This window comes from Rheinheimera sp. KL1 (genome assembly GCF_001275035.1).
GTDB lineage: Bacteria > Pseudomonadota > Gammaproteobacteria > Enterobacterales > Alteromonadaceae > Pararheinheimera > Pararheinheimera tangshanensis.
This window is the reverse complement of the sequence record NZ_LAMX01000016.1, coordinates 1-25328: the sequence shown is the minus strand read 5'-3', so window position 1 is coordinate 25328 and position 25328 is coordinate 1. Positions and strand designations below refer to the sequence as shown.

General features: G+C 47.2%; 21 protein-coding genes and 1 tRNA gene. 7 read left to right on the top strand and 15 right to left on the bottom strand.

The annotated features are described in order from the left end of the window. Positions 1 to 11: 11 nt before the first annotated feature. On the bottom strand, positions 12 to 455 hold the full coding sequence (locus tag WH43_RS08070) for a hypothetical protein (protein WP_053424126.1): 444 nt from the start codon (positions 453 to 455) through the stop codon (positions 12 to 14). Positions 456 to 625: 170 nt separating this feature from the next. Between WH43_RS08070 and pyrC the strand changes: the two genes are divergently transcribed. Then, positions 626 to 1666 (top strand): dihydroorotase, encoded by a 1041-nt coding sequence (gene pyrC / locus WH43_RS08065; RefSeq protein ID WP_053424125.1) that lies wholly within the window; start codon positions 626 to 628, stop codon positions 1664 to 1666. 39 nt (positions 1667 to 1705) lie between these two features. On the opposite strand, the gene WH43_RS08060 is transcribed toward pyrC, so the two are convergent. Continuing rightward, the gene (locus tag WH43_RS08060) at positions 1706 to 3214 is read right to left on the bottom strand and encodes a DUF3612 domain-containing protein (protein ID WP_053424124.1); all 1509 of its coding nucleotides are present in this window, start codon (positions 3212 to 3214) and stop codon (positions 1706 to 1708) included. A 145-nt stretch (positions 3215 to 3359) separates the two neighbouring features. Here WH43_RS08060 and WH43_RS08055 point away from each other — a divergent pair, with 145 nt between their 5' ends. Then, complete coding sequence (locus WH43_RS08055) at positions 3360 to 3875, top strand: aldolase/citrate lyase/malate synthase family protein (RefSeq protein WP_152342812.1); 516 nt, start codon at positions 3360 to 3362, stop codon at positions 3873 to 3875. 267 nt (positions 3876 to 4142) lie between these two features. Beyond that, on the top strand, positions 4143 to 5075 hold the full coding sequence (locus WH43_RS08050) for a ZIP family metal transporter (RefSeq protein WP_053424123.1): 933 nt from the start codon (positions 4143 to 4145) through the stop codon (positions 5073 to 5075). A 16-nt stretch (positions 5076 to 5091) separates the two neighbouring features. Here WH43_RS08050 and ybaK read toward each other — a convergent pair whose 3' ends face one another. The 8 genes from ybaK to WH43_RS08005 form a co-directional block, all read right to left on the bottom strand. Further along, a complete protein-coding gene (gene ybaK / locus WH43_RS08045; protein ID WP_053424122.1) occupies positions 5092 to 5568 on the bottom strand; it encodes a Cys-tRNA(Pro) deacylase in 477 nt (158 codons plus the stop codon). Between the two features lie 95 nt (positions 5569 to 5663). Beyond that, entirely contained in the window at positions 5664 to 6833 is a 1170-nt protein-coding gene (iadA, locus tag WH43_RS08040) for a beta-aspartyl-peptidase (protein ID WP_053424121.1), read from the bottom strand. A gap of 61 nt (positions 6834 to 6894) precedes the next feature. After that, on the bottom strand, positions 6895 to 8343 hold the full coding sequence (gene yfcC / locus WH43_RS08035; RefSeq protein ID WP_053424120.1) for a putative basic amino acid antiporter YfcC: 1449 nt from the start codon (positions 8341 to 8343) through the stop codon (positions 6895 to 6897). Further along, positions 8340 to 10058, bottom strand: a complete 1719-nt coding sequence (locus tag WH43_RS08030) for a cyanophycinase (protein ID WP_082335720.1) — start codon at positions 10056 to 10058, stop codon at positions 8340 to 8342. The genes yfcC and WH43_RS08030 overlap by 4 nt, the downstream gene beginning before the upstream one ends. Positions 10059 to 10249: 191 nt before the next feature. Then, complete coding sequence (locus tag WH43_RS08025; protein ID WP_053424118.1) at positions 10250 to 12562, bottom strand: TonB-dependent receptor domain-containing protein; 2313 nt, start codon at positions 12560 to 12562, stop codon at positions 10250 to 10252. Between the two features lie 5 nt (positions 12563 to 12567). Next, positions 12568 to 13221 carry a carboxypeptidase-like regulatory domain-containing protein gene (locus WH43_RS08020; RefSeq protein ID WP_053424117.1) on the bottom strand — a complete coding sequence of 218 codons (654 nt, stop codon included), beginning with the start codon at positions 13219 to 13221 and terminating at the stop codon, positions 12568 to 12570. A 394-nt stretch (positions 13222 to 13615) separates the two neighbouring features. Further along, positions 13616 to 14287 (bottom strand): helix-turn-helix transcriptional regulator, encoded by a 672-nt coding sequence (locus WH43_RS08010; RefSeq protein ID WP_053424115.1) that lies wholly within the window; start codon positions 14285 to 14287, stop codon positions 13616 to 13618. Continuing rightward, the gene (locus tag WH43_RS08005; protein ID WP_053424114.1) at positions 14277 to 14507 is read right to left on the bottom strand and encodes a hypothetical protein; all 231 of its coding nucleotides are present in this window, start codon (positions 14505 to 14507) and stop codon (positions 14277 to 14279) included. The genes WH43_RS08010 and WH43_RS08005 overlap by 11 nt, the downstream gene beginning before the upstream one ends. A gap of 297 nt (positions 14508 to 14804) precedes the next feature. Between WH43_RS08005 and WH43_RS07995 the strand changes: the two genes are divergently transcribed. The 4 genes from WH43_RS07995 (at position 14805) to WH43_RS07975 (ending at position 17145) form a co-directional block, all read left to right on the top strand. Next, positions 14805 to 14881, top strand: a tRNA-Arg gene (locus tag WH43_RS07995). Between the two features lie 647 nt (positions 14882 to 15528). Further along, entirely contained in the window at positions 15529 to 15804 is a 276-nt protein-coding gene (locus WH43_RS07985; RefSeq protein ID WP_053424111.1) for a PepSY domain-containing protein, read from the top strand. Next, on the top strand, positions 15801 to 16334 hold the full coding sequence (locus WH43_RS07980) for a cytochrome b/b6 domain-containing protein (RefSeq protein WP_053424110.1): 534 nt from the start codon (positions 15801 to 15803) through the stop codon (positions 16332 to 16334). Before WH43_RS07985 ends, WH43_RS07980 begins: the two co-directional genes overlap by 4 nt. A gap of 253 nt (positions 16335 to 16587) precedes the next feature. Continuing rightward, a complete protein-coding gene (locus WH43_RS07975; RefSeq protein WP_053424109.1) occupies positions 16588 to 17145 on the top strand; it encodes a hypothetical protein in 558 nt (185 codons plus the stop codon). Between the two features lie 366 nt (positions 17146 to 17511). On the opposite strand, the gene WH43_RS07970 is transcribed toward WH43_RS07975, so the two are convergent. The 5 genes from WH43_RS07970 to istA form a co-directional block, all read right to left on the bottom strand. Further along, positions 17512 to 20391, bottom strand: a complete 2880-nt coding sequence (locus tag WH43_RS07970) for a bifunctional diguanylate cyclase/phosphodiesterase (protein WP_053424108.1) — start codon at positions 20389 to 20391, stop codon at positions 17512 to 17514. A 57-nt stretch (positions 20392 to 20448) separates the two neighbouring features. Then, on the bottom strand, positions 20449 to 22002 hold the full coding sequence (locus WH43_RS07965; protein WP_053424107.1) for a methyl-accepting chemotaxis protein: 1554 nt from the start codon (positions 22000 to 22002) through the stop codon (positions 20449 to 20451). A 169-nt stretch (positions 22003 to 22171) separates the two neighbouring features. Then, the gene (locus WH43_RS07960; protein ID WP_053424106.1) at positions 22172 to 22726 is read right to left on the bottom strand and encodes a TetR/AcrR family transcriptional regulator; all 555 of its coding nucleotides are present in this window, start codon (positions 22724 to 22726) and stop codon (positions 22172 to 22174) included. 172 nt (positions 22727 to 22898) lie between these two features. After that, positions 22899 to 23654: an IS21-like element helper ATPase IstB gene (gene istB / locus WH43_RS07955; protein ID WP_053424105.1), complete on the bottom strand. Its 756-nt coding sequence runs from the start codon at positions 23652 to 23654 to the stop codon at positions 22899 to 22901. 11 nt (positions 23655 to 23665) lie between these two features. Further along, positions 23666 to 25207 carry an IS21 family transposase gene (gene istA, locus WH43_RS07950; RefSeq protein WP_053424104.1) on the bottom strand — a complete coding sequence of 514 codons (1542 nt, stop codon included), beginning with the start codon at positions 25205 to 25207 and terminating at the stop codon, positions 23666 to 23668. Positions 25208 to 25328: the final 121 nt, after the last annotated feature.

Genomic DNA, 25328 nt, shown 5'->3' with positions numbered 1-25328 from the left:
TTTGTTCTCAATTAACTGCCTAATCTCAGGCCATTGTTGCGGTAAGTTTTGTAGTTCAGCCCCAAAGCACGCTCATTGCCCTGAACCGGATAAATCAGCGTCAGTATATTGTCAGGAGCCAACCCTATATTGCGGATATGTTTGCCTTGCTCCAGCAAGTTCTGCAGTAAAAACAGCATTTCTTTCTCAGACAGCTTGCCGTCGCTGGCTCGTATATGCGACGCCAGACCCAGACTCATATACAAAGAAGTATTCAGTTCAGCTTCGACAAAAGAGCGCAACTGGCCTGAGATCCCAACTAACTGCTGTAATGCCTGATTTTGACGTTGTTCGACCAATTGCCTCGACTGGTATTCAGTCATAAGTAAGGCACAAAGCAAACAAAACAGCGGAACTATCCATTGCCAGGGCAGCAACCATTGAGATTGTTGATTTAAAGCCTTGCTCTGTTCCATGGTATGCAACCTGCTGAACATATTGATTTATCACCACTGACTATAACCTATACCAGTGGTATGACTCCATGCCAGAGCAACAGAATAAAACTTGTGCTGAGTATCACCTCAAGCCGTGCTAAACTGCGACGCCCTGACGGCATGACACTGCATCAGTAGAGGAGAGCGCTGTGACTGAATTAATTCTGCAAACCCCGGACGACTGGCACTTACATTTTCGCGATGGCGATATGCTGAAAGAAACAGTGGCAGCTACTGCCCGTTGTTTTAAGCGCGCTATCGTGATGCCCAATCTTGTTCCTCCTGTCACCAATGCAGCAGAAGCTTTAGCTTATAAAGAACGTATTCTGGCCGCACGCCCTGCAGGCAGCAGTTTTGAACCTCTGATGGTGTTGTATTTAACAGACAAAACTACAGCCGAAGAGATTAAAGCCGCCAAAGCGGCTGGAGTGGTGGCCGCTAAATTATATCCGGCAGGCGCAACTACCAATTCTCACTCCGGTGTCAGCAGCTTAAGTAAACTCTACCCTGTGCTGGAAGTGATGGCAGAGCAGCAGATGCTGTTGTTGGTACATGGTGAAGTGACCGACAGCCATATCGATATTTTTGACCGAGAAAAAGTCTTTATCGACCAGCATTTAACTCAGCTGATAAACACTATTGCTGGCCTTAAAGTGGTGTTTGAACATATCACTACGGCTGACGCGGTTGAGTTTGTCAAAGCCGCACCAGAGCGTATTGCAGCCACCATCACACCACAGCATTTATTATTGAACCGCAACGATATGTTAGTCGGTGGTGTACGGCCACATAACTACTGCCTGCCGGTGCTCAAACGCCGTACCCATCAGGAAGCGCTGCGTGCTGTAGTGGCCAGCGGCAATAAGAAGTTTTTCTTAGGCACAGATTCAGCACCTCATGCCAAGCACCGTAAAGAAGCAGCTTGTGGTTGCGCCGGTTGTTACAGTGCCTGGAGCGCTATTGAGCTGTACGCTCAGGTATTTGAAGACTTAGGTTGCTTAGACAAGTTAGAAGGTTTCGCCAGCCACTATGGCCCGGACTTCTACAACCTGCCACGCAACAGCGGCACCATCACCTTAGTGAAACAAGACTGGACTGTACCAGCAGAGATCACTTTGCCTGATGGCAGCCCTATAGTGCCATTTTTCGCTGAGCAGCAATTAAGCTGGCAGTTAAAGCAAGGTTTATAAGCTTATCAAGGGTCCAGTGTGGACCCTTTTTTTATGCTTTTATTTCGCGGAGCAGTGCTGGTAACAGCCTGGCTCTCGTGGACAATGATTACCACGCGAGCAAATCAGCTGGGCTGGTTTATCTAAACTTCGGGCCACCCAGTTAATATTCAAAATATTCGACACTGTGGTCAAGGTAGAACGAATAGCTTTAGGTACCACAGCAGAGCCGCCCTGAGCGCGACACAATTGCTTTAACTCCTGCGCCATAGTCTCCACATCCATGCCCTGCGCCTCAATAGCCGGGTTTAAATCTATCCCGGCACAAAGCACATGAGCATTGCCCGCTAAGTCCGACACTTTGGTCGACTCGCAACAATAAATCCGTGGCTGGCCCTGCACATCTAAAATAGACAACTGCGCGGAATGGGCCGATTCGGCTGCTTCAAACATGCGAAATACCGCCCAGTGCTGACACGGGTCCTCCACCTGGCGCATATTGCCCCAGGGCAAAGGAATACCATTGCCCCTATACACCGCCTTTAATTTACCCGGTGTATAGGCATCAAAATAATGCCAGTGGCTGTAAGGAGATACGGCCGTCATCCGCCGCATAGCGACAGAAGCCGATACACCAGCTAACTGATGTGAACTGATTTCATAGCCTTGTTTATCCAGCAACTGGCGAAATGGCATTTTAGGACACAACAAAGCACCGGCAAAAAAGCTCGATTCAAAGTCACGCCAGGCATGCAGAATATCCTGTGGTGCCACAGCACTGTCGTCCGTCGGCACAGATTCAAAAGCACCACCCACCATCATGCCGCTTTTTACACCGTCTTTGTTATGCAGTACCGCATGACCGATATGCACAGCCAGTTCGTATTTCAGCCGGGTCGGCCATTGCTGCAACAGCTTATTTAAATGCAAAGTGGCAGGAGGTAAAAAGTATGAAGTTGGTACGTTTTTCGACAATACGCCCAGCTCGTCCAGTACCTCTTTCGGCGTTTGCTCAAACCAGCGCACCTGCAAACCCAGTTGCTGCACTATCTGCATTAAATCGTCTACCGACAAGGGCATACGTTTTAAACCCACTTCTTCAGCGGCCCGTTCCAGCTCAGGGAAATGGTTTTGATGATGCTCCTGATGCGCGCGAATAAGCAGCTGGGCAAACTGACGGCCGCTAATACCGGTTTGTGACAACATCTCCGGAATAGCAATTTGCAGAATATCGTTAGAAAACAAAAAGCCCGGTTCCAGCGCCATACCAGACACTCCACCACGACTGCCTTTTTGTGGTGTGATATCCAGTTGCTGCTCTTCACCATCCAAAAACCATTCGACTTCTTTTTGAAAAACTTCAGCAATGACCTGCAGCATATCCAGACTCGGCACCCGTTTGCCACGTTCAATCATCGACAAATAAGACACGGACGGCGCGTACTCAGAGTTCACTCTGATACAGCGGGTCGACAAGTCTTCCATCGTCAAATTATTGCGCTTTCTAAGGTTTCTGATCTTAGTACCAAGGAAATGCGACTTTCTGAGTAAACTTTTATTAGCTGTCATTTTGTAAAATTCACACTGTGAAGTTTTTATTGTGAAATTATTCAGAAAACTAACATAGACTAAATATCAAGCAACAGCAATGCTGCTTTACTGGCCCTACAGCCTTAAGACCTAATTAAAAGCAACACAGAACAGGACAGAAATCATGAACATGACAGCCACCCAAAACTCACACCAGGACCATGATATCCGGGAAGAGATCAGCCATATTGCAGAGCTGAACCAGAGTCATGTCCGTCAGATCATGGATTACTCCAAAGCTTTTCTGGATAAAGTTTTTCCACTGGACAGAGGCTCGCATAAAGAAGTCTGCAGTTATGTGGTGTATTACCAGCATGTATTGGCTTATTTTGCCGACGGTAGCAATAGTGGCTTAAGAACACCGGCGCAGTTTGTCGCTTTTGGCGGTCATCCGGAGCAGCCACAATCGCTGTTATTAAAAGATGGCGAACGCCATGTCGAATTGTTGTTTTGCCACAAAGGAGTAAATGGCTCCATGGATAAAGCAGGTATTGAAGACATCCAATTACAGCTGACAGGTGAGCAGACTGGCTGGTTCAGTATGATACGCGGCAACGCTCAGGCACAGCCTTGTATCGCCAGTACACAAAATAGTCCGTGTTTTCGTGCAAAAGATGGTGGCGATTACCGGTTAAATTAGTTATAACTAACGCAGTTGATTTTTTATACTCTTGGTTATTGAAATTACGAGTATTGATTTGCCTAACCTGATAAAAAAACAGGGGCAAAAAGAATAAAAACAACAGGGGACGATAGACGTCGACGGGGAGAAAAAGGCCAGCAAATCGCTGGCCTTTTTTATAGTTTTTGCTGCAACTTTTATGCTTTACTCCGCTCAGAGCAAAGCCGCTTGCGGATTAATACTTAACTTGATTAACTACAGCAGTTATCTGGCAAAGGACTGAGCATGAACGAAAAGACCTTATCTGTAAGCTCGGATTGGCTGAGTGAACTCAAACACCACGCCGGCGAACACAAACTAGCTGCTGTAGGTTTAGCTTTAGGTTTATTGGCGGTACTGGTCCTGCTTGGACAAAGTATTGTGCATTTATCCAACTCCCCTTCCTCTGAAAACTTAAAGCTGGCGTTACTGGGCGGCAGCGCAGGTTTTGTCGCCACCACTTTGGGCGCTTTGCCAGCTTTGTTATTTCGTAGTTTGCCGCAGGCGATGGAAGACAGCTTATTAGGTATAGCTGCAGGCATGATGCTGGCGGCCAGTGCTTTTTCCTTGTTATTACCAGGCATTGAAGCAGGCACAGAGCTATTTCAAAGCGACACTCTGGGTGCTTTGGTCGTGGTGTTTGGTATGTCATTAGGCGTATTGCTGATGCTGGGTTTAGATGCGTTTACCCCACATGAACACGACAAAACCGGCCCTTGTGGCCCGGGTTTTCAAGCTTGTGATCGCATTTGGTTATTTGTTTTTGCTATAGCCTTACATAACTTACCTGAAGGCATGGCGGTGGGCGTTAGTTTTGCCAATGGCGATATGTCGGTCGGTTTGCCTCTGGCCACTGCTATAGCGCTGCAGGATATCCCTGAAGGTTTAGCTGTGGCTTTATCCTTACGAGCTGCAGGTTTTAAACCTGGTTTTGCTGTGTTTGTCGCAGCAGCCAGCGGTCTGTTAGAACCTTTAGGTGCTTTAATTGGCGTAGGTTTATCCAGTGGTTTTGCCGCCGCTTATCCTATGGGTTTAGGTTTAGCAGCAGGCGCTATGATTTTTGTGGTATCGCATGAAGTGATACCTGAAACCCATCGCAATGGCCATCAGACAGCAGCTACTTTGGGCTTAATGGTGGGTTTTGCGGTAATGATGGTATTGGATACAACGCTTGGTTAAGACTTAGGCTTAGCTCTTAACCTTCGTGCTGACATAAGCTCACCAGCTTAGCCTTAAGGCAAGCCTGTAAATCCGCAGGCTTGAGCCCTATCTCCAGACCTCTTTTACCAGCGCTGACATAGATAGTTTCAAAATCAGCTGCCGACTCATCAATAAAAGTCCGTAGTAGTTTCTTTTGCCCAAGCGGGCTGACACCACCCAGCACATAACCACTGCTGCGTTCGACATCAGCAGCTGCGGCCATAGCGGCTTTTTTTGCACCAGCAGCTTTAGCCAGCTGCTTCATATTCAGCAGCTGATCCACAGGCACTATGGCGGTGACCAGCTCTTTACCGTCCAAAGCCACCACTAAGGTTTTAAACACCTCAACCGGAGCTAAACCCAGCTTGGTCGCAGCTTCCAGACCATAAGATTCAGCCGCAGGGTCGTGTTGATACTCCAATACCTGATGCGGCACTTTAAGTTTTTTCAGCAGCAAAACAGCGGGAGTCATCACAGCATCCTAAGTTTGTCGTCAGGCTGCTATTGTGGAAACAAAGGTGCTGAAAAATCAACACCTTTGCTTTGCTCGATCACTAAAGAATCAGCTCAGAAAAATAAGCTGCTGCGTTCTACAGCAACACGGCCATCGGAAAACAACCAGCGGCCTTTTGCCATCACCGCCTTTAACTCCAAAGTATGTTTATCAATCAGTAACAAGTCGGCATCAGCACCCAGCTGCAACTGGCCTTTGTGCGGCAGCTTTAAAATACGGGCCGGGTTTGAAGTCACCACCCGCAGCGCATCCTGCACCGGCACCCCTAAACGAATCGCATCTGTCATTTCTTCGTATAAACTGGCGATACGACCTTCACCTAAACCAACAAAATTATTCTGCGCGTCAAACATCGGCAACGAGGCATTGGCATCGGATGAAAAAGTCAACTGCTGTAAGTTCACACCAGCTTTGACCGCCTGCAACAAGGCATCGGCACATTTGATTTCGCCCTGAGCTAAATCCTGCGCCGTGGTGCTGGTGGTTAAGTCGATATAACCACCCTGAGCCACATAATCAAAGCCCATCTGCAACAAGGCCTGATTGCGGTTCATATGAGTCGGATAAAACTGGGTCAGAGGAATATCAGTGCTGGCTGCCACTTGCAGCAATTGTGTGATGCCCTCAGGCGAAGGCCCCACATGCACACTGACTATACCGGCTTTGCCTGCAAGCATTCCGCCAACACGGGCCTGCGAGGCTAAACGCGCCAGCTCCTGCACTGTCGGCTGCGATGAGCGGTGATCGGCTATAGCCACTTCACCTACACCAATAAATTTGTCAATCAGCACCAAATCCTGCAGTAAATCGTCCATCAGAGTATAAGCTGGCACCTGATAAGAGCCGGTATGGCAATAACAAGTTAAACCTTCTTCATCCAGCGCATGCGCCTTGGCCAACAGATTGGTTAAAGTGCGGGTGACAGCATCCGTGCCAAGTACACCCACTAAAGTGGTAACTCCTGCTTCAATCGCATCTGTAACTTTTAACTCAGAAGTGCGGCTACGAAAGCCACCTTCGCCGCCACCGCCAATAATATGCGCCAGCGAATCGACTAAACCCGGTACCACATAACAGTCACTGGCATCGACAGTTTGCACTATATCTCCGCTCAGCTCTGCTTGCGCTCCTAAAGCCGCAATTTGACGTCCTGCCACTAGCAGGTTGGTTTGGCCCAAAGGTTCAGGCGAATAACAGATCCCATTGATAATTCTGGTGATCATAAAAAATCCTTGTTGCTCCGGCTGACAGCAGCCCTGATTGAGAAAATTGAATACCCAGACTTCAGTACCCTATGGCCACAGCTACACACATAGTCAGCATGCTCATGCCGGTCAGCAATAACCACAGCGGCCACATAGCCCGCAGCCACTGGCTAAACTCGACACCAGCTATGGCCAGCGTGCCCATCAAAGCCGCTGAAGTGGGATAAAACAGATGCGCCAAACCATCACCCAGCTGAAACGCCAACACGGCAGTTTGACGGCTGATGCCAACCAGATCCGACAAAGGCGCCATCAAAGGCATAGTTAAAGCGGCCTGACCTGAGCCTGAAGTGACAAAAAAATTAAAACCACTCTGAAACACCAGCATAGCCTGAGCAGCAAATAGCTCTGAATGGCCATTAATACTGCTGGCGGCAGAATGCAGCATGGTATTTAAAATAGTCGGCTGCTCAGGGTTAGTGCCGCCCAGCAGCAAAATAATGCCTTGGGCTATGCCCACCACTAAAGCCGCAGGCAACAGCTGAGCCGCACCGGTTTTAAAGGCATCGACATAGTCATTTAAGCTGGTGTTATTTAGTTTCAGTACTGTGCCCAAAGTCATACTGACAATGGCCATGACAAAAAACTGTGTGGCAATTTCCCGCAGAAAATAACCTTGAGTCACCACACCCCAGACCACCCAGACCATGCCTGCTACTAAAGTCAGCACCACCAACGAATGGCCCCAGTGAAACTGATGGGTGATCTGAAAATCGGTTTGCTGATCGGCTTTGCGTCTGAGCCGTTCAGCCCGCCAGATAAACCAGGCTATATAAATCAGCGTAAACACCAGCCACATGGCGATACGAAAACCCGAGCCGGACAAAGGCGGCAAGCCAGCAATACTCTGGGCTATAGCCACAGAAAAAGGGTTCATCCAGGAGGTGGCAAAACCTATCTGAGTGGCACCATAAGTAAGTAACACAGCAGTAATAGCGTCGTAACCCAGCATTCGCACCAGCGGCACCAGCAAAATAGCAAAGGCCATCGCCTCTTCACCCATGCCAAAAATAGCGCCGCCTAAAGAAAAAAACAGCGCCATTACAGGCAATAACAAACGGGCTTTATGCTGCATTTTGCTGATCAGAAGCTTCAGCAATTCATCCACAGCTCCGGTGCGTAACAACACACCAAAACTGCCGCCGACCAGCAGAATAAAAATAATCACACCTATGGCTGAGCCATTTCTGGAACCCGAGGTCATGCCATCAAAAAAGGCCGTCAACACACCGGTTTTTTCACCATCAGCAAATAAAGCCACAGCCTGAGGCTCGCCGTTATGTGCCATACGGTAACTATCGGCCAGCAACAACTGCCGTCCTGTGTTGGCATCCAGAGCTGTATCAAACTGACCTTGCGGCACAAGCAAGGTCAGCAAGGCTGAACAAAGCAAGACCGCAAATACAATGAGTAAGGTATCTGGCATACGCCAGCCCGTTGCCTTGATGCCGGATGGCAACTCACTCATAAGTCACCTGCAGACTCATAGGCCACCTGTAGACTCATAGACAAGTTCAGGTAACGCCAACGGCCATCTTCGCGCTGACACGCCTGCACCTGACCAGGCAAGGCCTGCCAGACCCGACCATCCACTGCAGCATAAGTATCAGGGGCTACTTTGCTGTTCTCTAGCAGATCTGGCGCTGTGCATTGCAGCTTAGCCTGCTGAATACCTTGCTGGAAAAAGGCGGTATCGCCTGCGAGTAAACGGCTAAACTTCATGCCTGATGCACTCCAGCCTGTGGTTTTATCGCCTTGTTTTACCGCCTTAGCTTTGGCTGCACTGGCATCTGCTATCCAAACCCCACCCCGGCCTTCGACTTGTAACTGTGCTGTATCCGGGTCGATAAAATTAGCCCGCAGCACTGTGGCTTCATCCATACCAAAACCAAAGTCTGTATTGGTATCGATGAGTAAACGTAATAACCGGCCTTCACGGTTGCGCTCACGAAAGTGCGTATCTGTCACACCTAAAGTAAAAGACTGCAGGCCACCAGCCGCTCTGTAAGTTAACCAGCTACCATCCAAATCTGAGCTGCAGCTTTGATGGTAGTGGCACAAAGGTGCATTAGGTTCGGTGGCATAAGCACCGTATTGCAGCGCTTTGACCGTTTGGCCACTGCTGATCATGGGGATCTTTTTCCTGGTATTACCTGACTGCACTGCAGTACCAGCGCTGGAGCCTGCCAGTGGCACTCCGGCATCAATACGCTGATGCAATAGCCTGGCGAGCTCGGTAAATTCGCCCGGCTTTTTCTGCAGGCTGCGCATAGTCAGAGACTGATCGCCGCCGTTAATAAAAATGGCGTCGGCATCCAACAGTAATTGCTTCATCAAATCTGGATTACGGCACATCTTCTGCTGATACGCTGCCAGCTCAGGGTAACGCTCCGATCTTTTGTACTGACCATTCCAGCGGAATCTGTCCTGATCCAACCTATCACAGTTGCCCACTTGCACTAAGGCTGGCTCTATCGGCAGCCAGACCGCATCAGCACCAGCTGCATTAAAGAGTTGCAGGTAATAATCCACCCAATCCATAGGGCTATTGGAGGATGCACTGATCAGCACTAACTTAGGTTTTTGTGCTGTTACTTTAGCAACAGCTGCAGCACCAGAGGTTTTAGCCCGCGCTAGTGCACGGTTTTTCGCTGACTGAATAAAATGCTGAAACATCTGCTGCACATAAAGTTCTGTGCCGTCGAAATAGACTTTCACCTGAGCTGTGCTGCCGTCTTTTAATACAGGCCGCTGCTCAAATACATCATCCAATAAATTCTGCTCGTCATCGGATAGCTCAAAAGACTCAAACTCGCTATACCAGCTATCTTCCGGCCAGTCTTTGTTTTGCATCTGCTCAAGCTTAGTCAGCAGCAGAGGTTTGACTTGCTGCGCTCTGGCCGCTTTCTCCGGCCAATGTGGCAAAGCTGTTAATTCAGCGATGCGTTTAGCATCAGGCTTGAATGTTTTCTGAGTCACGCCCTGATGCCGCTGAAAATAAGCCGCAGCTTCAGCTTGTTTATCCGGCGCACAGCGCTTGAGTTCCACACTGGAACAAATAGGTTCACCGCCACCAAAGAGCCACAGCTCTTTGCCTGAGGTCAGTTCTGCCGCCTGCACTGATGTACACAAGCACAACGCCAGAGGCAGCAGGGTTAGGGATTTCTTGGATGGATTTAGCATCAGATTTGATTCCGTTGCGCCAGTTGCTTCAAGCCTGGCTGTTAAAAAAGCAACACTTCATACCCAATCCCCAAAGTAATTGGAGTTGCAGCGCGGCGACAAACCTTCGAGACCCCGGGAACATAGATCACTATGTGACCGGGGCGAGAAGGCGCAGTCAACAAAGCTGCGGCTTCAAGTACGAAGGAGATTTAGAACGAGTAACGCGCGGTTAAACGCACAGAGCGTGGGCTCTGATAGTTTTGATCGTTCAGGAAGTTAGGGTTTTGGCCTTCATCTTCCAGCGACAAATCGCCTTTCTCATCATATTCAGTGACACGCTGGCTGTTCAGCACGTTAAATACATTGGCTTGCAGCAGTAATCCTTTCATCCATTGTGGACGGTAGGAGAAGCCTAAATCCACAGTGTAAGTCCATGGCGTGCGACCAAACTGGCCACGTTGCGTCAGCTCCTGCTCACCATCCACGTTGCGGCAATACAAGCTGGAGGCTGCATAACGTTCAAACACTTCATACTCATCTTCATCGACGTCAAAGGGTGCATAACCAAAACAGCTAACAGGACGACCGGATTGCACCAGCAAGTTAGCTGATACTTCCATTTCTTCGTTCAGCTCGTAACCACCAAACAACTTAAAGGTATGGCGTCTGTCATTGGATAAATAACCGTCTGTACCATCAACAAATACTTTATGGTCAAAGTCGTTGGTTAAACCCGGTGACTCAGATTCCAGCCAACTGTTGACCAAACCTTCGCTATTGCCCTGACTTTTAGCCCAAACATAACTTCCTTGCATATACCAGCCATTGTCGCTGGCACGTTCAAAGTTAAACTCCAGCGCTTTGTAAGTGCGTTTGTAGTCGGCCAGTTGCAGGTAAGAGTTTGGCACAGTCACCCGTTGCAACACACCATCCCCTGCCACGTCCATATCCATTTCCAGAGCTTCACCCGGGTTCAGGATGATGCAAGTAGATAAGGTATCCGCATCAAAATCTTCAAAACCCTGATCTTCAGCAAAGTCGATAAAGGCCTGACGACCACAGTAGTCGTCCACACCGTTTTTCACTTCACGGTAAATAAAGCTGACACCACCAGTCCATAAGTCGGACAACTCACGCTGATAACCCAAAATGAGTTCGTCTTGCAGCATTGGCTCTAAGTTGGCTGATGCCACAGTGGCCGGATCGGGTGAGCTGTTGCGACCGCTGGTTAAGGTATCGCCCAGCTTTTCACCTAACTGCACCGGAGCCTGAGTAGTGGGGTCGACCACACCGTCATACAGGTAATATTCGGTGGTGACATATTGCCAGTTGGAAGCACGGATATTGGTGTTGGCGGCGATAGGAATATAGTAGCGACCGGCATTAGCATACAGCTTAGAGCTGGCATCGCCTTCTACGTCCCAAACAAAGCCTAAACGTGGAGCAGTCATATCGCTGGCATCAACAAAGGACACGCCGTCGGCATTGAGGTTATCAAAAGACTCGCTGCGAATACCTGCGTACAACATCAGGTTATCTGTGACATAAAAGCTGTCTTCTAAATACAGAGCTGAGTTTTTCACTTCATAGCGGCCTGACGGCGAAGTACGGGTGCGCTTGCGCACCACATGGGCGTTGGCCGGAATATCGACACCGTTCCAGCTGTCTTCAAAATCGACCGGGGTATAACGGCGATAGAATACGCCACCTGAATATTCAGCACCGGCAATACGGGAAGTGAAGGTTTCGTCGTCGTAGCCAAAACGTAAGGTATGTTCACCAATACGCCACTCGGCATCTAAACGCAGCGCTTTACGTTCGTCGTTGTCGGGACCAAATTCCAGCGAACGCACATCGATATTGTTCCAGCAGCCGACATCAATCACATCGTCTGTGTCCTGATCGTAAATATCCACCAAAGGACAATCATCGCCCGCCAGTGGATCAGGCGTAATGTAGTCTGAGTCGTTGGTTAAACGCCCCACCAGCACACCTACTGTAAAATCTTCAGTTAAATGGCCTGTATATTTACCAATCAGAATTTCGCCGCCGTTACGTTCGGTGTAACGCACCCGCTCGTTGCCATGCTTACCGGTAAAATACTCATCATCCGGGTTCAGGTATTCGGTGTAGTCGGTTTCCTCGACATTACGAATGCCTGTCACTTCCAGAATATGGTTGTCGGTAATGTACCAGTCGAACTTAGCCAAACCATTAGGCGAGGTGTTTTCGCCAGCCGTGCTGCGGTCACTTTCATACGAATCAAAACTGTCTTTTTTGCCTTCGAGTAAGCCGTAAAAAAACAGCTTGTCCTGCACAATAGCACCACCACCGGACAAGCTGTAAGACAACTCATCTTGCTCATCGGCCGAACGGTACGCCGAGTAATAACTGCGCTCACCTGCTTCACCACTGCGACTGACTACATCACGACCTGAGGCTGCTAAATCAGCCGGAGACCAGACAGTTGAGCCATTAAATTTCCACTCATTGGTACCACGTTTGGTGACTATATTGACCACACCACCTAAGGCGCGGCCATATTCAGCACCAAAACCACCGGTTTTACTTCCTGCTCGCCAATGGCGTCAAAAGGCACACGGCCATAAGATAAAAAAGTACGGGCGTTGGTCACATCAAAACCATTGATGTAGTAGCCATTTTCCGCCACAGAAGAGCCACCAAAAGACGCCAACTTGCCAAAACCACTGTCACCCCGCACTGTGCCTGGCGCTAATAAAGCTACATCGCTGATATCACGGCCTACAGGCAAACGTTCCATCTGAGCGGCGGTAAATACAGTACTCGACTCAACAGATGAGGTATCAATAGGGCTGATAGTCGAACCCACCACAGCAATACGTTCAGTGGTTTCTTCACTGAAATTGACCGGCGTACCAGTACCTATGGCGACATTGACTTCACGGGTCACGCCATTGGCAACGACCTGATAACGGCCGCTAGGTAACTGGGAGAAATTAAAACGGCCACTGTTGTCTGAGGTCAGTTCGCGTTTTAAGCCTGTTTGTAAGTTTTTCACCGAAATAGTCACACCCTTTTCGGTCTGACCAAAAATAGAACCTACGGATAAATCGGCATACGCCATATTCTGGCTAAGGGCTGCGGTAATCAGCGCAGCCAAAGCGGAACGGCGCAGGCATTTCAGCTTCTGTTGTGTCATGTTGTTAACTCCGGCTTGTTGCTACAGGTCCATGTCCGCCTGTGATTATTATTTTTATCGGGCTTACGTTGTAACAACCGGCCTCTGTGTGCCTTTGCTATTACTGCCCTGGTCTGGTTTTGATTTCACTTTGATAATAGAGAGTAAAAGCCAAAGCTTATATATCCTGTTGGGGGTAGAAGCAGGTGGTTTAAAGCAGCCAGACAGAAGCAAAGGCTACCCAGAAAGCAGTAGTTTATTTTTTAGACACTGCCACAGGGGTATTGATAGTACCCCAAAGTAATTGCAGTCACAGCGAGGCGACAAGCTCGCGAGACCCCAGGAGCATAGATACACTATGTGACTGGGGCGAGCCTTATTCTGTAATAATCATGCAGTCAACAAAGTTGTGGCTTCAAGTACGAAGGGGTTGGTGGCTTTGCTGGTAGAGCTGGAGTGGATCGGTATTCTCTTCAGGCCGGGCAAAAGGAATACAGTTGATAAATAACGAAAACAGCTCAGCCTGTGAGCCAATTTCCAGCTTGCGGTAAATATTCTTGCGGTGAATTTTCACTGTGCCATCTGAGGTATTTAGCTTCTCCGCCGTTAAAGCCGACGAATAACCACGCAGCATATACAGCAGCACATCACGCTCTCTTTTGGTCAGCAAAGAACTGGCAAAATGACTTAAGGTACATTCCACCTGCTGGTGAGTTTTATCATCCGGATTAGCCAGCGGCAACGCAGCGGCCAGTTGATAATGTTTGGCCAAAGCTTCAGATAAAATCGGCAACACCATATTCAGCGCGGTTAAATCGGCAGCAGTAAATTCGCTGCTATGAATATTACGCTGCATAAAAAACACCAGTGCCGAGTCCTCATCAATACGCCACAACACATCAATAGAATCGGCCACACCGGTTTTGGAATAAAAGGTTTCGTAGTATTCGCTGGAATAAAAATCATCAGGCGCCACATCACGCAGCCAATAAGCACCTGTAGGGCAACCTGCTAAAAACAGCCGGTACTGAGGGTCAAGCGCATAAGGCCCTGTGGAATAAATATCAGCCGAGACTTTACGATCCACAGGGTAAACGGTGCAATAAACTCAAAGGCTTACGCTGGCGGTAAAACACCAGCACCCCACAAGAATCGGTAGGACACACAGCTTCCAGCACATCCATCACAGCGGTACTGAAATCAGCATTGCCTAAACAGCGCCACAGATTAGAAAACGCAGTGATCACTTTGTCATCAAACATCAGCCCCAAAGCAGGCCGATACACTTTACCCTTCACCGACTCCATACCCACCTCAAGCCGAACGTCCAACGCCAGCACTGAACACTTTTATCTGATATCACAGTGTTTTACTGTGATATCAATACCTTCCCATAGCATTGAAAGTTACATATTTTTGGCAAGCACACAAGATGACAAATAGGGAATTCTGTTGCCTTTGGGACAAAGCCACAGCTTCTGCGGCAAAAGCGCTGCTTTGAGTAGAAGTTGGTTAATTTTTGCGCCGTCAAACCCAAGCAACAGAATTAGGCCAAATGCTGGCTGGACAATAACCACAAAGCCCCATAAAATGCCCACCGTTGCGCACCCGTAGCTCAGCTGGATAGAGCGCTGCCCTCCGGAGGCAGAGGTCCCGCGTTCGAATCGCGGCGGGTGCACCATACAAATCAACCACTTAGAGGAAACTCAAGTGGTTTTTTTATGTTTGGTGACCAAACGGTGACCATGGCGTGACCACTCATGTTTTCACCACCCTTTTCTAACTTCATAAAATGACCTTTGCTCCGAAAGCTCATACCCCAATAGAAGTCACCGTAGAGGAGTAAAATTATGCCTCACATTTTTCATAACAGCTCAGTGAGCGATTCCCCGAAGTAACACTTTAATCACTGCTTTTCACTGAAAGCAGACGTTTGCCGACAAAACTGAATTGGGCGCTCTCGCAAATTTCGAGACCTCAACTCGCTGCTAGAATTTTTAAAAAGCCTCCATCACTAATTTTTCGTTTCAAGAGATCTCTGCGTTTAATTTGTATCGCTGTGACCAAAAGTGACAACATTACCCAAACAGGCCTGTCACCTATCGCCGATGAAGCAATAACGATGATCCAATCGCTGTATGTGATTGAAAAAAAGCTCGTGGTCAACCACCGAATGAACGACAACACATGCGAGCGCCCCGATCTTTGTAACAAACCATCTAAGCGAACCAACTATCGACAGACAAACCTCAGCCACTTTGTTAGAATCATCAAGATTTTAGAAACACAATGTTGAACATTGCTCATCTGTAACTAAGGAGTCCTTGTATGAAATATTCACTTGTTCCGCTGATTTGTGCTATCGCCGTGCTTGCCGGTTGTGCCAAAGAATCTGAAGTGCAATGCACCACCGCCGCCAAAGAAACCTGGCAAAGTGAGCAAAGTTTTCAAGATGCCTTAATTGCCAAAGGCTTTGTGATTGATCAATTTAAAGTCACCCCGGGCAATTGTTATGAAATTTATGGCAAAAACCCACAGCAAGAAAAAGTCGAAATCTACTTTAACCCGGTAGATGCTGCGGTGGTGAAAGAAGAGAAAAAGTGAAGGACAACAAAGGTTCTGAGCTGATGATTTGGGACCCAGTGTTGCGTCTGCTGCACTGGGTTGCTGTTTTGATGTTCGTGTTGAATTATTGGATCTTCGAAACCGGTAGTTTTTGGCATAAAGCTGCAGGGTATACACTGTTTCTGGTGGTGATCATCCGACTGCTATGGGGAAGATTGGGTCCCCACAATGCACGTTTTTCGATCAGTGCTTTAGATAAAGCACATTGGCGAGCCCATTTTAATCATCTTCGGCATCGGCAAGTTGACCCCGACTCCGGGCATAATCCATTTGGCTATTTGTGGCTGTATCTCTCTCTGCTGCTGTTTAGTGCTTTAACGACAACAGGCTTTTTACTCGAAGAAATTGATTATTTCTTTGGCAGCGACGCACTCGAAACCCTGCACGGACGATTGGCAGATGGCTTATTTGTCCTCGCTTGTGTGCATGTGGTTGCGGTATTAGGTTTACAATGGTGGGGCCGCATCGCCTTGATCAAACCGATGATCACTGGCAAACGAAAACGCTAAGCTGCTGCATTCGATACGTGGCGCTTCAGTGTGCCTATATAGCGCAAATTCTCTTCGAGACTTTTAACTCACCTGAACTCAGGTGAACCAACCTTTTTTACAGGTCATTCATCGGATTGCTTTCGATCCGACTGAAACAGCCCCCATTTAGTTAGCATTAAATGCATGATGCTTCATACATGCTACTTTACGCATTCAACTGTCTGCATCCAACGTAAAGTAGCGCCGTCTTTTTAACTATCAGGAGTGTTTTATGCGTCAATTAAGTCCTTTATTAGCACTGAGTGTTTTGGTTGGCATGACCGGTTGTGGTTATTTGGGTGAAGATCCGAAAAATGCCCAAGAACAACAATGGCTGATGCAAGATCCGGAAATGGCAAAAGCCATCGCCCAAATTCGTGAACAAGGGCTGCAAGCGGTAGCGCAAAGTGCGGAATCTGGAACTGTTGCAGCTTGTGTCGCCAAAAACTTGGCGGCCGATCCGATGGGAAAATTGATTTCTGTCGAAGGTGCCTTGGTTGAATCAGCGCAAGTAGCAAAATTACTGGCTGATATGGAACAGCTGTTTTCCGAAGAAATCAGTTTAAATACCGTGACATCGATGCTGGAACAAGGCGCCGATGTGGCGGCATATGCGAAAACGATCATCAGCCAACAAGGCTTTGAACAGGCCATGCAAACCTTAACCACCTTGGCACAGCAAACCCAAAACTTTGCGACGCAAGATTTGGGTGGCCATTTGCAAGAAGTGATCAGCAGCTGTAAGCCAGCCACCGAGCAACCGGCAGCTGAACCAGCAACGCAAAGCTAATCGTCCGTGCAGCCGATGGGACACACCTGCTGAGCCTGCGCAGTGGTTATTAAATGTTGCGCTAGCTAACTGTAACGATAGTTAACTGCAGCGAATGACTCAGCTGTGATGTCCTGTAAAAGTGCTCAAACCGTTGGATGAGCCGAGCCCGCTGCCCATCCAAATTTTGTTGATCAGATAACATACTCCGGTTAACAGCGGTCGCATACCATTGTATTAACTTGAGACGTGTACTAAACCAATAGCGAACGTCCGCAAATAAGGCAAAGCCAACATTCGTTTTTTTGTGAACCTCAATTTTTTGCAACAGCTATTCGCCCTTGGTGAACTAATGATTCACGTTAATAACTGTTAAAATGCCTTTATTCATAAGCATCCGTTGCGTAGCTGTTCAGCTGGCACAGGCTTTCCAAGCAAATACCCCTGAAATGACTGACAACCGGACTTAATTAAGAATTCCAGTTGCTCCTCTGTTTCAACACCTTCAGCGACGACTTCTAACTTCAAAGTTGAAGCCAGTGATAATATTGTAGCGACTACTGCAGCATCTTCTTGAGAGTTGATCATATTCTCAACAAATGAGCGGTCAATTTTCAGCGTATCTATAGGCAGTTTAGTCAGATAGTTGAGTGATGAATAACCAGTACCAAAATCATCCAGTGAGAAGCGGATCCCCAGTGTACGCAGTTCTTTCATGGCTTTAATGGTTTCATCTACATTCACCTGCAACATACTTTCCGTTATTTCCAGCTTTAATCGGTATGGATTAGCCCCATGTTCTTTTAACGCCATTTTTACTGTTTCAACGAAGTTTGGCTGTTGCAATTGTCTTGCGCTTACGTTGACTGCGACAGTCCAGGCAGAGCGGCATTCATCTAACGACCACATAAACAGCTGCTTACATGCAGTGTGCAATACCCAGTTTCCAATATCTAAAATGAGATTAGATTGTTCAGCCAAATGTATAAACTGTGCTGGAGATACCATACCTAGTGTTTTACTGTTCCAGCGGATTAATGCCTCGCTACCCACAGTGGTTTTATTCTTGTTATAAATAGGCTGATAGAACAGCTTAAACTCGTGTTGATGAGTTGCAAGGCTCAGTTCTCGAAGCATTTCATTGCGTTTGTTTAGTTCAGCTTGTAATTCAGGGTCGAAGAAACTGACCTGATTTTTGCCGTGAGCTTTTGACTGATACATAGCAATATCAGCTTGTTTTAAGAATTCAGAAGCGTCATGTTCGGAGCAATCGAATAATGCGACACCTATACTCGGCGTAATACTCAGGCTTTGGCCATCAAGAAGGTAAGGTTCAGTTAATGCTGCTCGAATTTGTTCTGCTTGTGCAGCTACTTTGATAGAAGCGTTTGATTTAGTCTGCTCAACACCAGCGATTAAAAGAACAAATTCATCACCACCCAGCCTCGCTGCTGTCTGATTTAATCCTGTTTGTTGCTGCAGTCGCGAACCAACCTGCTTTAACAGCTCGTCACCCGCAGTATGGCCTAAGGAATCATTTATATCTTTGAAGTTATCAAGGTCGATGAGCAATAATGCATGTACAGCCGGAGCAGCATTGCTAGCATTATTTAATATCTTCTCCAATTTCTCCTTCAATAAGCGCCTGTTTGGTAACGAAGTCAACTCGTCGTAATAGGCCAGTCGTTGCGCTTCCTGTTCGGCAAATTTACGTTCCGTGATATCAGCTCTAATCGCGATGTAGTGAGTTGGCTTCCCGTTTTTATCCACATACGGCACTATGGTCGTGTTCACCCAATACAATGAACCGTCTTTTGCTTTGTTGCATATTTCACCATGCCATATTCTTCCTGTGGCTATAGTGTTCCACATCTCCTTAAAAAAGCCTGGAGGATGAACTTTTGAGTTAATTAACTGATGCGTATTACCAACCAGTTCATCTCTTGAGTATTGAGAAATCTCACAAAACTTATTATTAACCGAGGTAATTACGCCTTTAGCATCGGTAAACGCAACTATGGCATGTTCATCCAGTGCTTTACGGAGCTTTTCGGTTTCCTGCAACGCCGCTAATTTTATCCGTTCAGCGGTTTCCTTCTCCGTTGTATCAACAACTAAGCAAAGTACAGTTTCTATTTTATCTTCAGTATTTTTTTCTGGCACCATAATCACTTGGCGGTGAACTGTGGTGTTATTTGAGTAAGTGTATTCGAATTGAAACTCAACTTTATGGGCTGATAGCGCTTGCTCAAGGTGTGTCAGCATCAGTTCTAGCACTTCTTTAGGTAATGAATCACGAATGTTTCGCCCTATTTGAGGTGTATCAAAGATGTATGAAATATTTTGCATATATGGGTTGATATACAGGTAGTTGAATGAACTATCAAACCGCATAATCCCCAAAGGAATATTGGATAAAATAGTGTTTAGTTCCGTATCTTTTTTATAGATTTTTGCTTCGGCCAATCTTGCTAACTGATAGGGACGCTTGAGCTCAGTCCAGTAAATTGCTCTGTAAATGAATACAGCTGAAAGTATTTTAAATAAGTGCCCAATAAGTAGGCTGTAGTCTGATGGCGTTGCATAGTTTGTGAGTGTTAATGCACAAAGCGCCATTGAGTAACATGAGCCAGCGAAATATAAATACTGACCACGCTGACTATGCTTGTATTGCTTGAGAAAAATTAACGCCAACACTGAATTGCCAATAAAAAGGACATATTCAAAGTTTGTCTTAAACTGAGTAACTCCAGTTCCTGGTATAAAAGTGGCTGGAAAACTATCTAAGTGATAAAGCCCTACGTAGCCGATAAGAGCGGCAAGTAGCATTGCAGCCGATAGCCATATTAATTTATGACCATGCAGCTTTAAGTGAAAGGAGATTGCTACCATGGCCATTAATTCTAGTGTCCTTGATGACAGCCAGAAAAAAATCGCTTTTTCGGTGGAGCTTTCTGTTATGAATATCGGCATACCTTGGTATGACAGCGAATGAATGTAATCAAGTAATGCAATCGTTGTGAAACTAAAGACAATCGTATTGGTAAAGCGACTTTTGGTTTCGTCCACCCGTTGAAACAAGATGGCGACAATTGAGACCGACACAAAAATAGAGGCAAGCTCTAATGTCAGATGAGTCAGCCACAAATGGTCAGCATCTAAACGGCCAAAATGGTCGGGCAAAGCTGAGACTGATGCAAGCGCAAGGCTTAAGGTCACTAGCAAAAAAAGTAGCAATGGCGCACTGCTGAACAGCCCCAATCTCATCGAGTAACCTCTATATCGAATACTACGAATAAATGACTTTGTAATTTAGCCAAGCGACTAGCGTTTGAAACGCACCACCAGTTCGTGCAATTCATCCGCTGTAGTTTTTAGCAAAGTAATAGAGTCAGAAGTATGATTTGCACTGTCTGAGCTTGTGCCGGCTAAATCAGAGATGTTCACCACTTGTCTATTAATATCATCAGCTACATGAGCCTGCTCCTCCACTGCTGCAGCCATTTGGGTCGACATGTGCGCTATTTGTTCTACTGCGTCCGAAATACCATTAAGCATCTTGCCACTCTCTAACACCTTTAACAGACCTTCATCTGCTGCTTGCGTACCTAAATTTGCAGTATCTACTGCATTTTGTGCCTTAGACGTTAGCTGCTGCACAATAGAGTAAATTTCGCGGGTGGATTCTTGCGTGCGTTTTGCTAGGTTACGTACCTCATCGGCGACTACCGCAAAACCTCGGCCTTGCTCACCAGCTCTTGCTGCCTCTATGGCTGCATTAAGCGCTAGTAAGTTGGTTTGATCTGCAATTTGTTCGATGATTTGAGCCGCTTGTGCAATGAGACTGGTTTGCTCTGATACTTCCGCTACTGATGTACTGATATCCGATACCGTATCTCTGAGCTTTTGAATGGATTGGCGCGTGACTTCGGCCACTTCATTGCCTTTGACAGCCAAATCATTGGCAATATCTGCGTGACTGGCAGTGTCAGACACATGCTTAGATACCTCCGCTATGGTCGTGGTCATTTCATTCATCGCTGTTGCTACTTGAAATGTTTCTGCTTGTTGCCTTTCTATCTCACTGCAAGTTTTCAGCGTGAGTTGATAGCCTTGTTCTGACTCTTTTGCCACATTAAGCGCCGCATTTTCGATTCGGGTAATTATTGTTCCTAGATGTGCAGTCTGGCTTAATATTGCAACTTTTAATAAACCAAGTGTGCCATGAGAGTCTGTATATGTTTGTGCTGCTAGTTCATGTGAAAAGCTACTTGCCAGCATTTCATTTAGCGATTGGAGCGTGCGTTGATTTTTTAGCGATACCAACACGGCATAAATTAAAACAGAAGGCACAAGTAGTAATTCAGATAACGTTTGAAAGCCCGCTAACAATAGAACCGAGCACAGCACCAGTGCAGTGATAAGTACCCAGTTCGTTTTCGATATCAAAGGAGCTTTGGCTAATGGTTTTCCGGCATTAATTTTTGCATAAAGCGCCTCTGCTCTGACAACGTCTTCGCGCTTAGGGCAAGAGCGTACCGATTCATAACCTACAACCCTGCCTTTTTCAGTGACCGGTGTGACATAAGCATCTACCCAATAATAATCACCATTTTTACAACGATTCTTGACCAAACCCATCCATGGTTTTCCTGCTTTGAGGTGAGTCCACATCACTTCAAATGCCGCCGCTGGCATTTCTGGGTGCCGGACAAGATTATGTGGTTTACCAATCAGCTCATTTTTTTCATAACCACTCACCTCAACGAAGTCATCGTTGCATTCGATAATAGTGCCTTTGGTATCGGTTACTGAAATCAATTTGGTTGTAACAGGAAAAGTTCTTTCGTTTCGAGTGATTGGCTGATTATTTCGCATGGATACTCTTGTATAACACCGCTTTAAATAACCATAGTCTAATATTGATTAGGTAGGTGTTGCTAATTAAATTTGAGTATTTTTAAGCCAAAAATGAAGATTTACAAATGCCGTTTCATTTGGAGGTAATTTGTTGTTTTTTATGTACTTTAAAAGTGAAATCAGTGTGTCAGAAAAGCAGTTTACCAAGGAGTGACTCTAAGTAGACTGAATATTCCTCGTAATTAAAAGGCGAATTCGCGATGCCCATTATTGGAACGAGGCCGTTAATTATGCTCGTGATCGTCAACAAGGCATAAATAGTTTGAGATTGCTTTTCAGTTCCTTCGTTGCCTGAGAGCCGAAGATGCACCTCTACAGGCATTTTATAGAGCTGTGCGAGGTGTTTTGCTATATTCGTGTTTCCTAATGCATTACTCCATATAAAAATCATGATTTTAACGAGTTTAGGGCTTCGAGCGTCCTCTAGCAGAAATCTCAGGAATTTTTTCGAGATCAGCTCTCCTTTGTTTTTTCCCGATTCAAAGTCGAAGTTTGAAGTAGATGTGTATCTAAGGATCAGTCGTTCAACGACTGACTCCACCAAGTCCTCACGTCTTGGATAGTAATAAGTGACATTACCCTGCGATATCCCCAAAGCTTTGGCGACTTTAGCCACTGAAAAATGCATAGGATCGCCTGTCTCAATGAGGTTTATTGCAGCATTAATAATGTGCTCTTTCATTTATAAGCAGTCCATCAGCAGATAAAACATTCTCAGTTGACAAGTTTAGCATTCTAGACTTTTTAGTTCGTTTTTTTACTGATCCCAGTCAATTGCGTATTCTGTTTTATCTGAACACCGATTCTGGTGATTGTGAACACCAGTTTTTTCCCGAGTTGGGCTCAGCTCCTTTTTAGCTCAGGTGTTCATTTTCAGTCAATTCACTTTTGTCTTTTCGCATTGATTCTCCCTTTAATTTCAATCGGTGGGCGTTGTGCATCAGTCGGTCCAGGATGGCATCGGCCAGCGTGTTATCTCCTATCGCCTGATACCATTCTTCTGTTGGCAACTGGCTCACCATGATGGTGGATGCGTGTTGGTGCCGATCGCCCATGATTTCCATCAGATCGTTGCGCTGTGTGGCCTTGAGTGGTTCCAGGCCCCAGTCGTCCAGGATAAGCACGTCATACTTAGCAATGTGTTTCAGTGCCTTACTGTAAGTGCCATCCGCTTTTTGTTGATTCAGTTCCAGCAGTAAACGTGATAACCGGTAGTACTTTGCACTGTGGCCTTTTAGGATGGCGCTGTGTGCTAAGGCACACGCCAGATAGGTTTTGCCGCTGCCGCAGGGGCCGGTGATCAGGATGTTTTGTTGTTTGTTCACCCAGCCACTGCTGAGCAAACCGCTCATCACCGATTGGCTCAGCCCGCGCGGGTGTTCGTAGTTGATGTCGCGGGCATTGGCCTGCACTTTGAGGGTGGCGCTGGTCAGCAGCCGTAGTTGCTTGCGGTTATCCCGGCTTTGATGTTCATGGTCTATCAGCAGTTGTAGCCGCTCTTCGAACGACAGCCCCTGATAGGTGCCGGGTTGTTCCAGTTGCTGCAGCAAGGCCTGCGCCATGCCTGTCAGTTTCAGTTGTCGTAATAAAGTGATGTTTTGTTGGTTCATAGTGGTCTCTGTTAATGGAAGCTTTGGGGGCCACGGATGTTTTCGTGGTGCTGGGGTAATGCAGGTAATTTTTCGTCTTCGGTGACCACGGTATCCAGATTGCTACACAGGATAGCTTTGATGTTTTTCAGGCGATTGAGTTGATGGGTGTTGGCAATCGCACAGGCTTGATTCAGCCGCTCTGGTGGATACTGACGGGTCAGGTTGAGCAATCCAAGACAGACCCGGTAGCCTTGCTGTTCATGCGTTTTACTGTCCAGCACCCGAACCACCCAGTCGAGGGTATCCTGGCCGATGTCTTTGGCCCAGTTCATCAACCGGCCACGGGACCACTGGTGGTGTTTTTCATGCCGGGTGGGCATATGCTCTGCCTGGGTACTCATGCCACGCCGGTTCACTCGCGGATGACTGGCCACCCGCTTATTCTGGAAGTACAGCGTGATAAGGCGGTCAGTGGCGTGCAGTTCTAACTTTTCTCCCACCAGATGATGCGGTGCTGAGTACAGGTGCTCGCCATACTGCACGTGGTAATCGATGTTCAGTTTGACCTGTTTAATCTCAGTGTACTGATAGACTTCACGCGGCAAGTTGCCAAGTGCCGGTTTATCCAGCTGTTCAAACCATTCCCGGCGGTTGCCGCTAAATTGCTTGAAGGGCCGTTCATTCACCTCCTGCAGCAGTGCTTTGATGCAGTGATTAAGCTCCGCCAGCGAGAAGAAGGTGTGATGGCGCAGCCGGGCTAAAATCCAGCGTTCAATCACCTGCACGCCCACTTCCGCTTTGGCTTTATCCTGAGGTTTATAGGGTCTGGCGGGCATGATGGCACAGTCGTAATGATGAGCCAGTTGCTGGTAGGCAGGATTGAGGTCCGGGTCATAGCGGCAGGCTTTGCTGACGCCACTTTTGAGGTTATCCGGCACAATCAGGCGGGGCACACCACCGAAGAAGCTGAAGGCTCTGGCATGGCTGCCTAGCCAATCCGGTAAAGTTTGACTTAAGGTGGCTTCCGCATAGGTGTAATTGGACGCCCCAAGGACAGCTACAAACACCTGGGCAAAGCGGATTTCACCTGTACTGCCACAGACCACAGGCACGGTCTGTCCGGCGTAATCGACAAACAGGGTTTCCCCTGCCACATGATGCTGACGCATCGAGCGGCGCTGTTTTTTCTGCCACTGTTGGTACAAATGGCAATACTGCGGGTAGCTGTAACTGCGGTTGGGGTACTGCTGGGTGTATTCCTCCCACAACAGATGTTTAGTGACACCGGCTTTACGCAGCTCTTTGTGCACAGCGCACCAATCGGGTAGTTCCAGCCGTGTGGAGACTTGAGCATCGGCCTGAGGGTAAAACCGCCGGGCCAGTTCGCTGTCGTCCAGTATACAAATCAAGGGCCAGGTGATGCCGTTTTGCTCGGCCGTAGTGGCTACTTTTTGGATAGCGCCGATGCTGATACGCAGGCTATCGCGGATTTGTCGGATGGACAGGCCTGCATAGAGGCGCAGTCTTAGGATTTCACGAAGTTTACGCATTGAAGTTCTCTGTCTGGGCATAACCGTATCCATCTGAAAATGGACAGGTTATCAGTGACAACAATCAACGCGGGAAAAGCATTCTGGCTGACGGATCCCCACAAACCCTATAATCATATCAATAACTTACAGATTTAATACT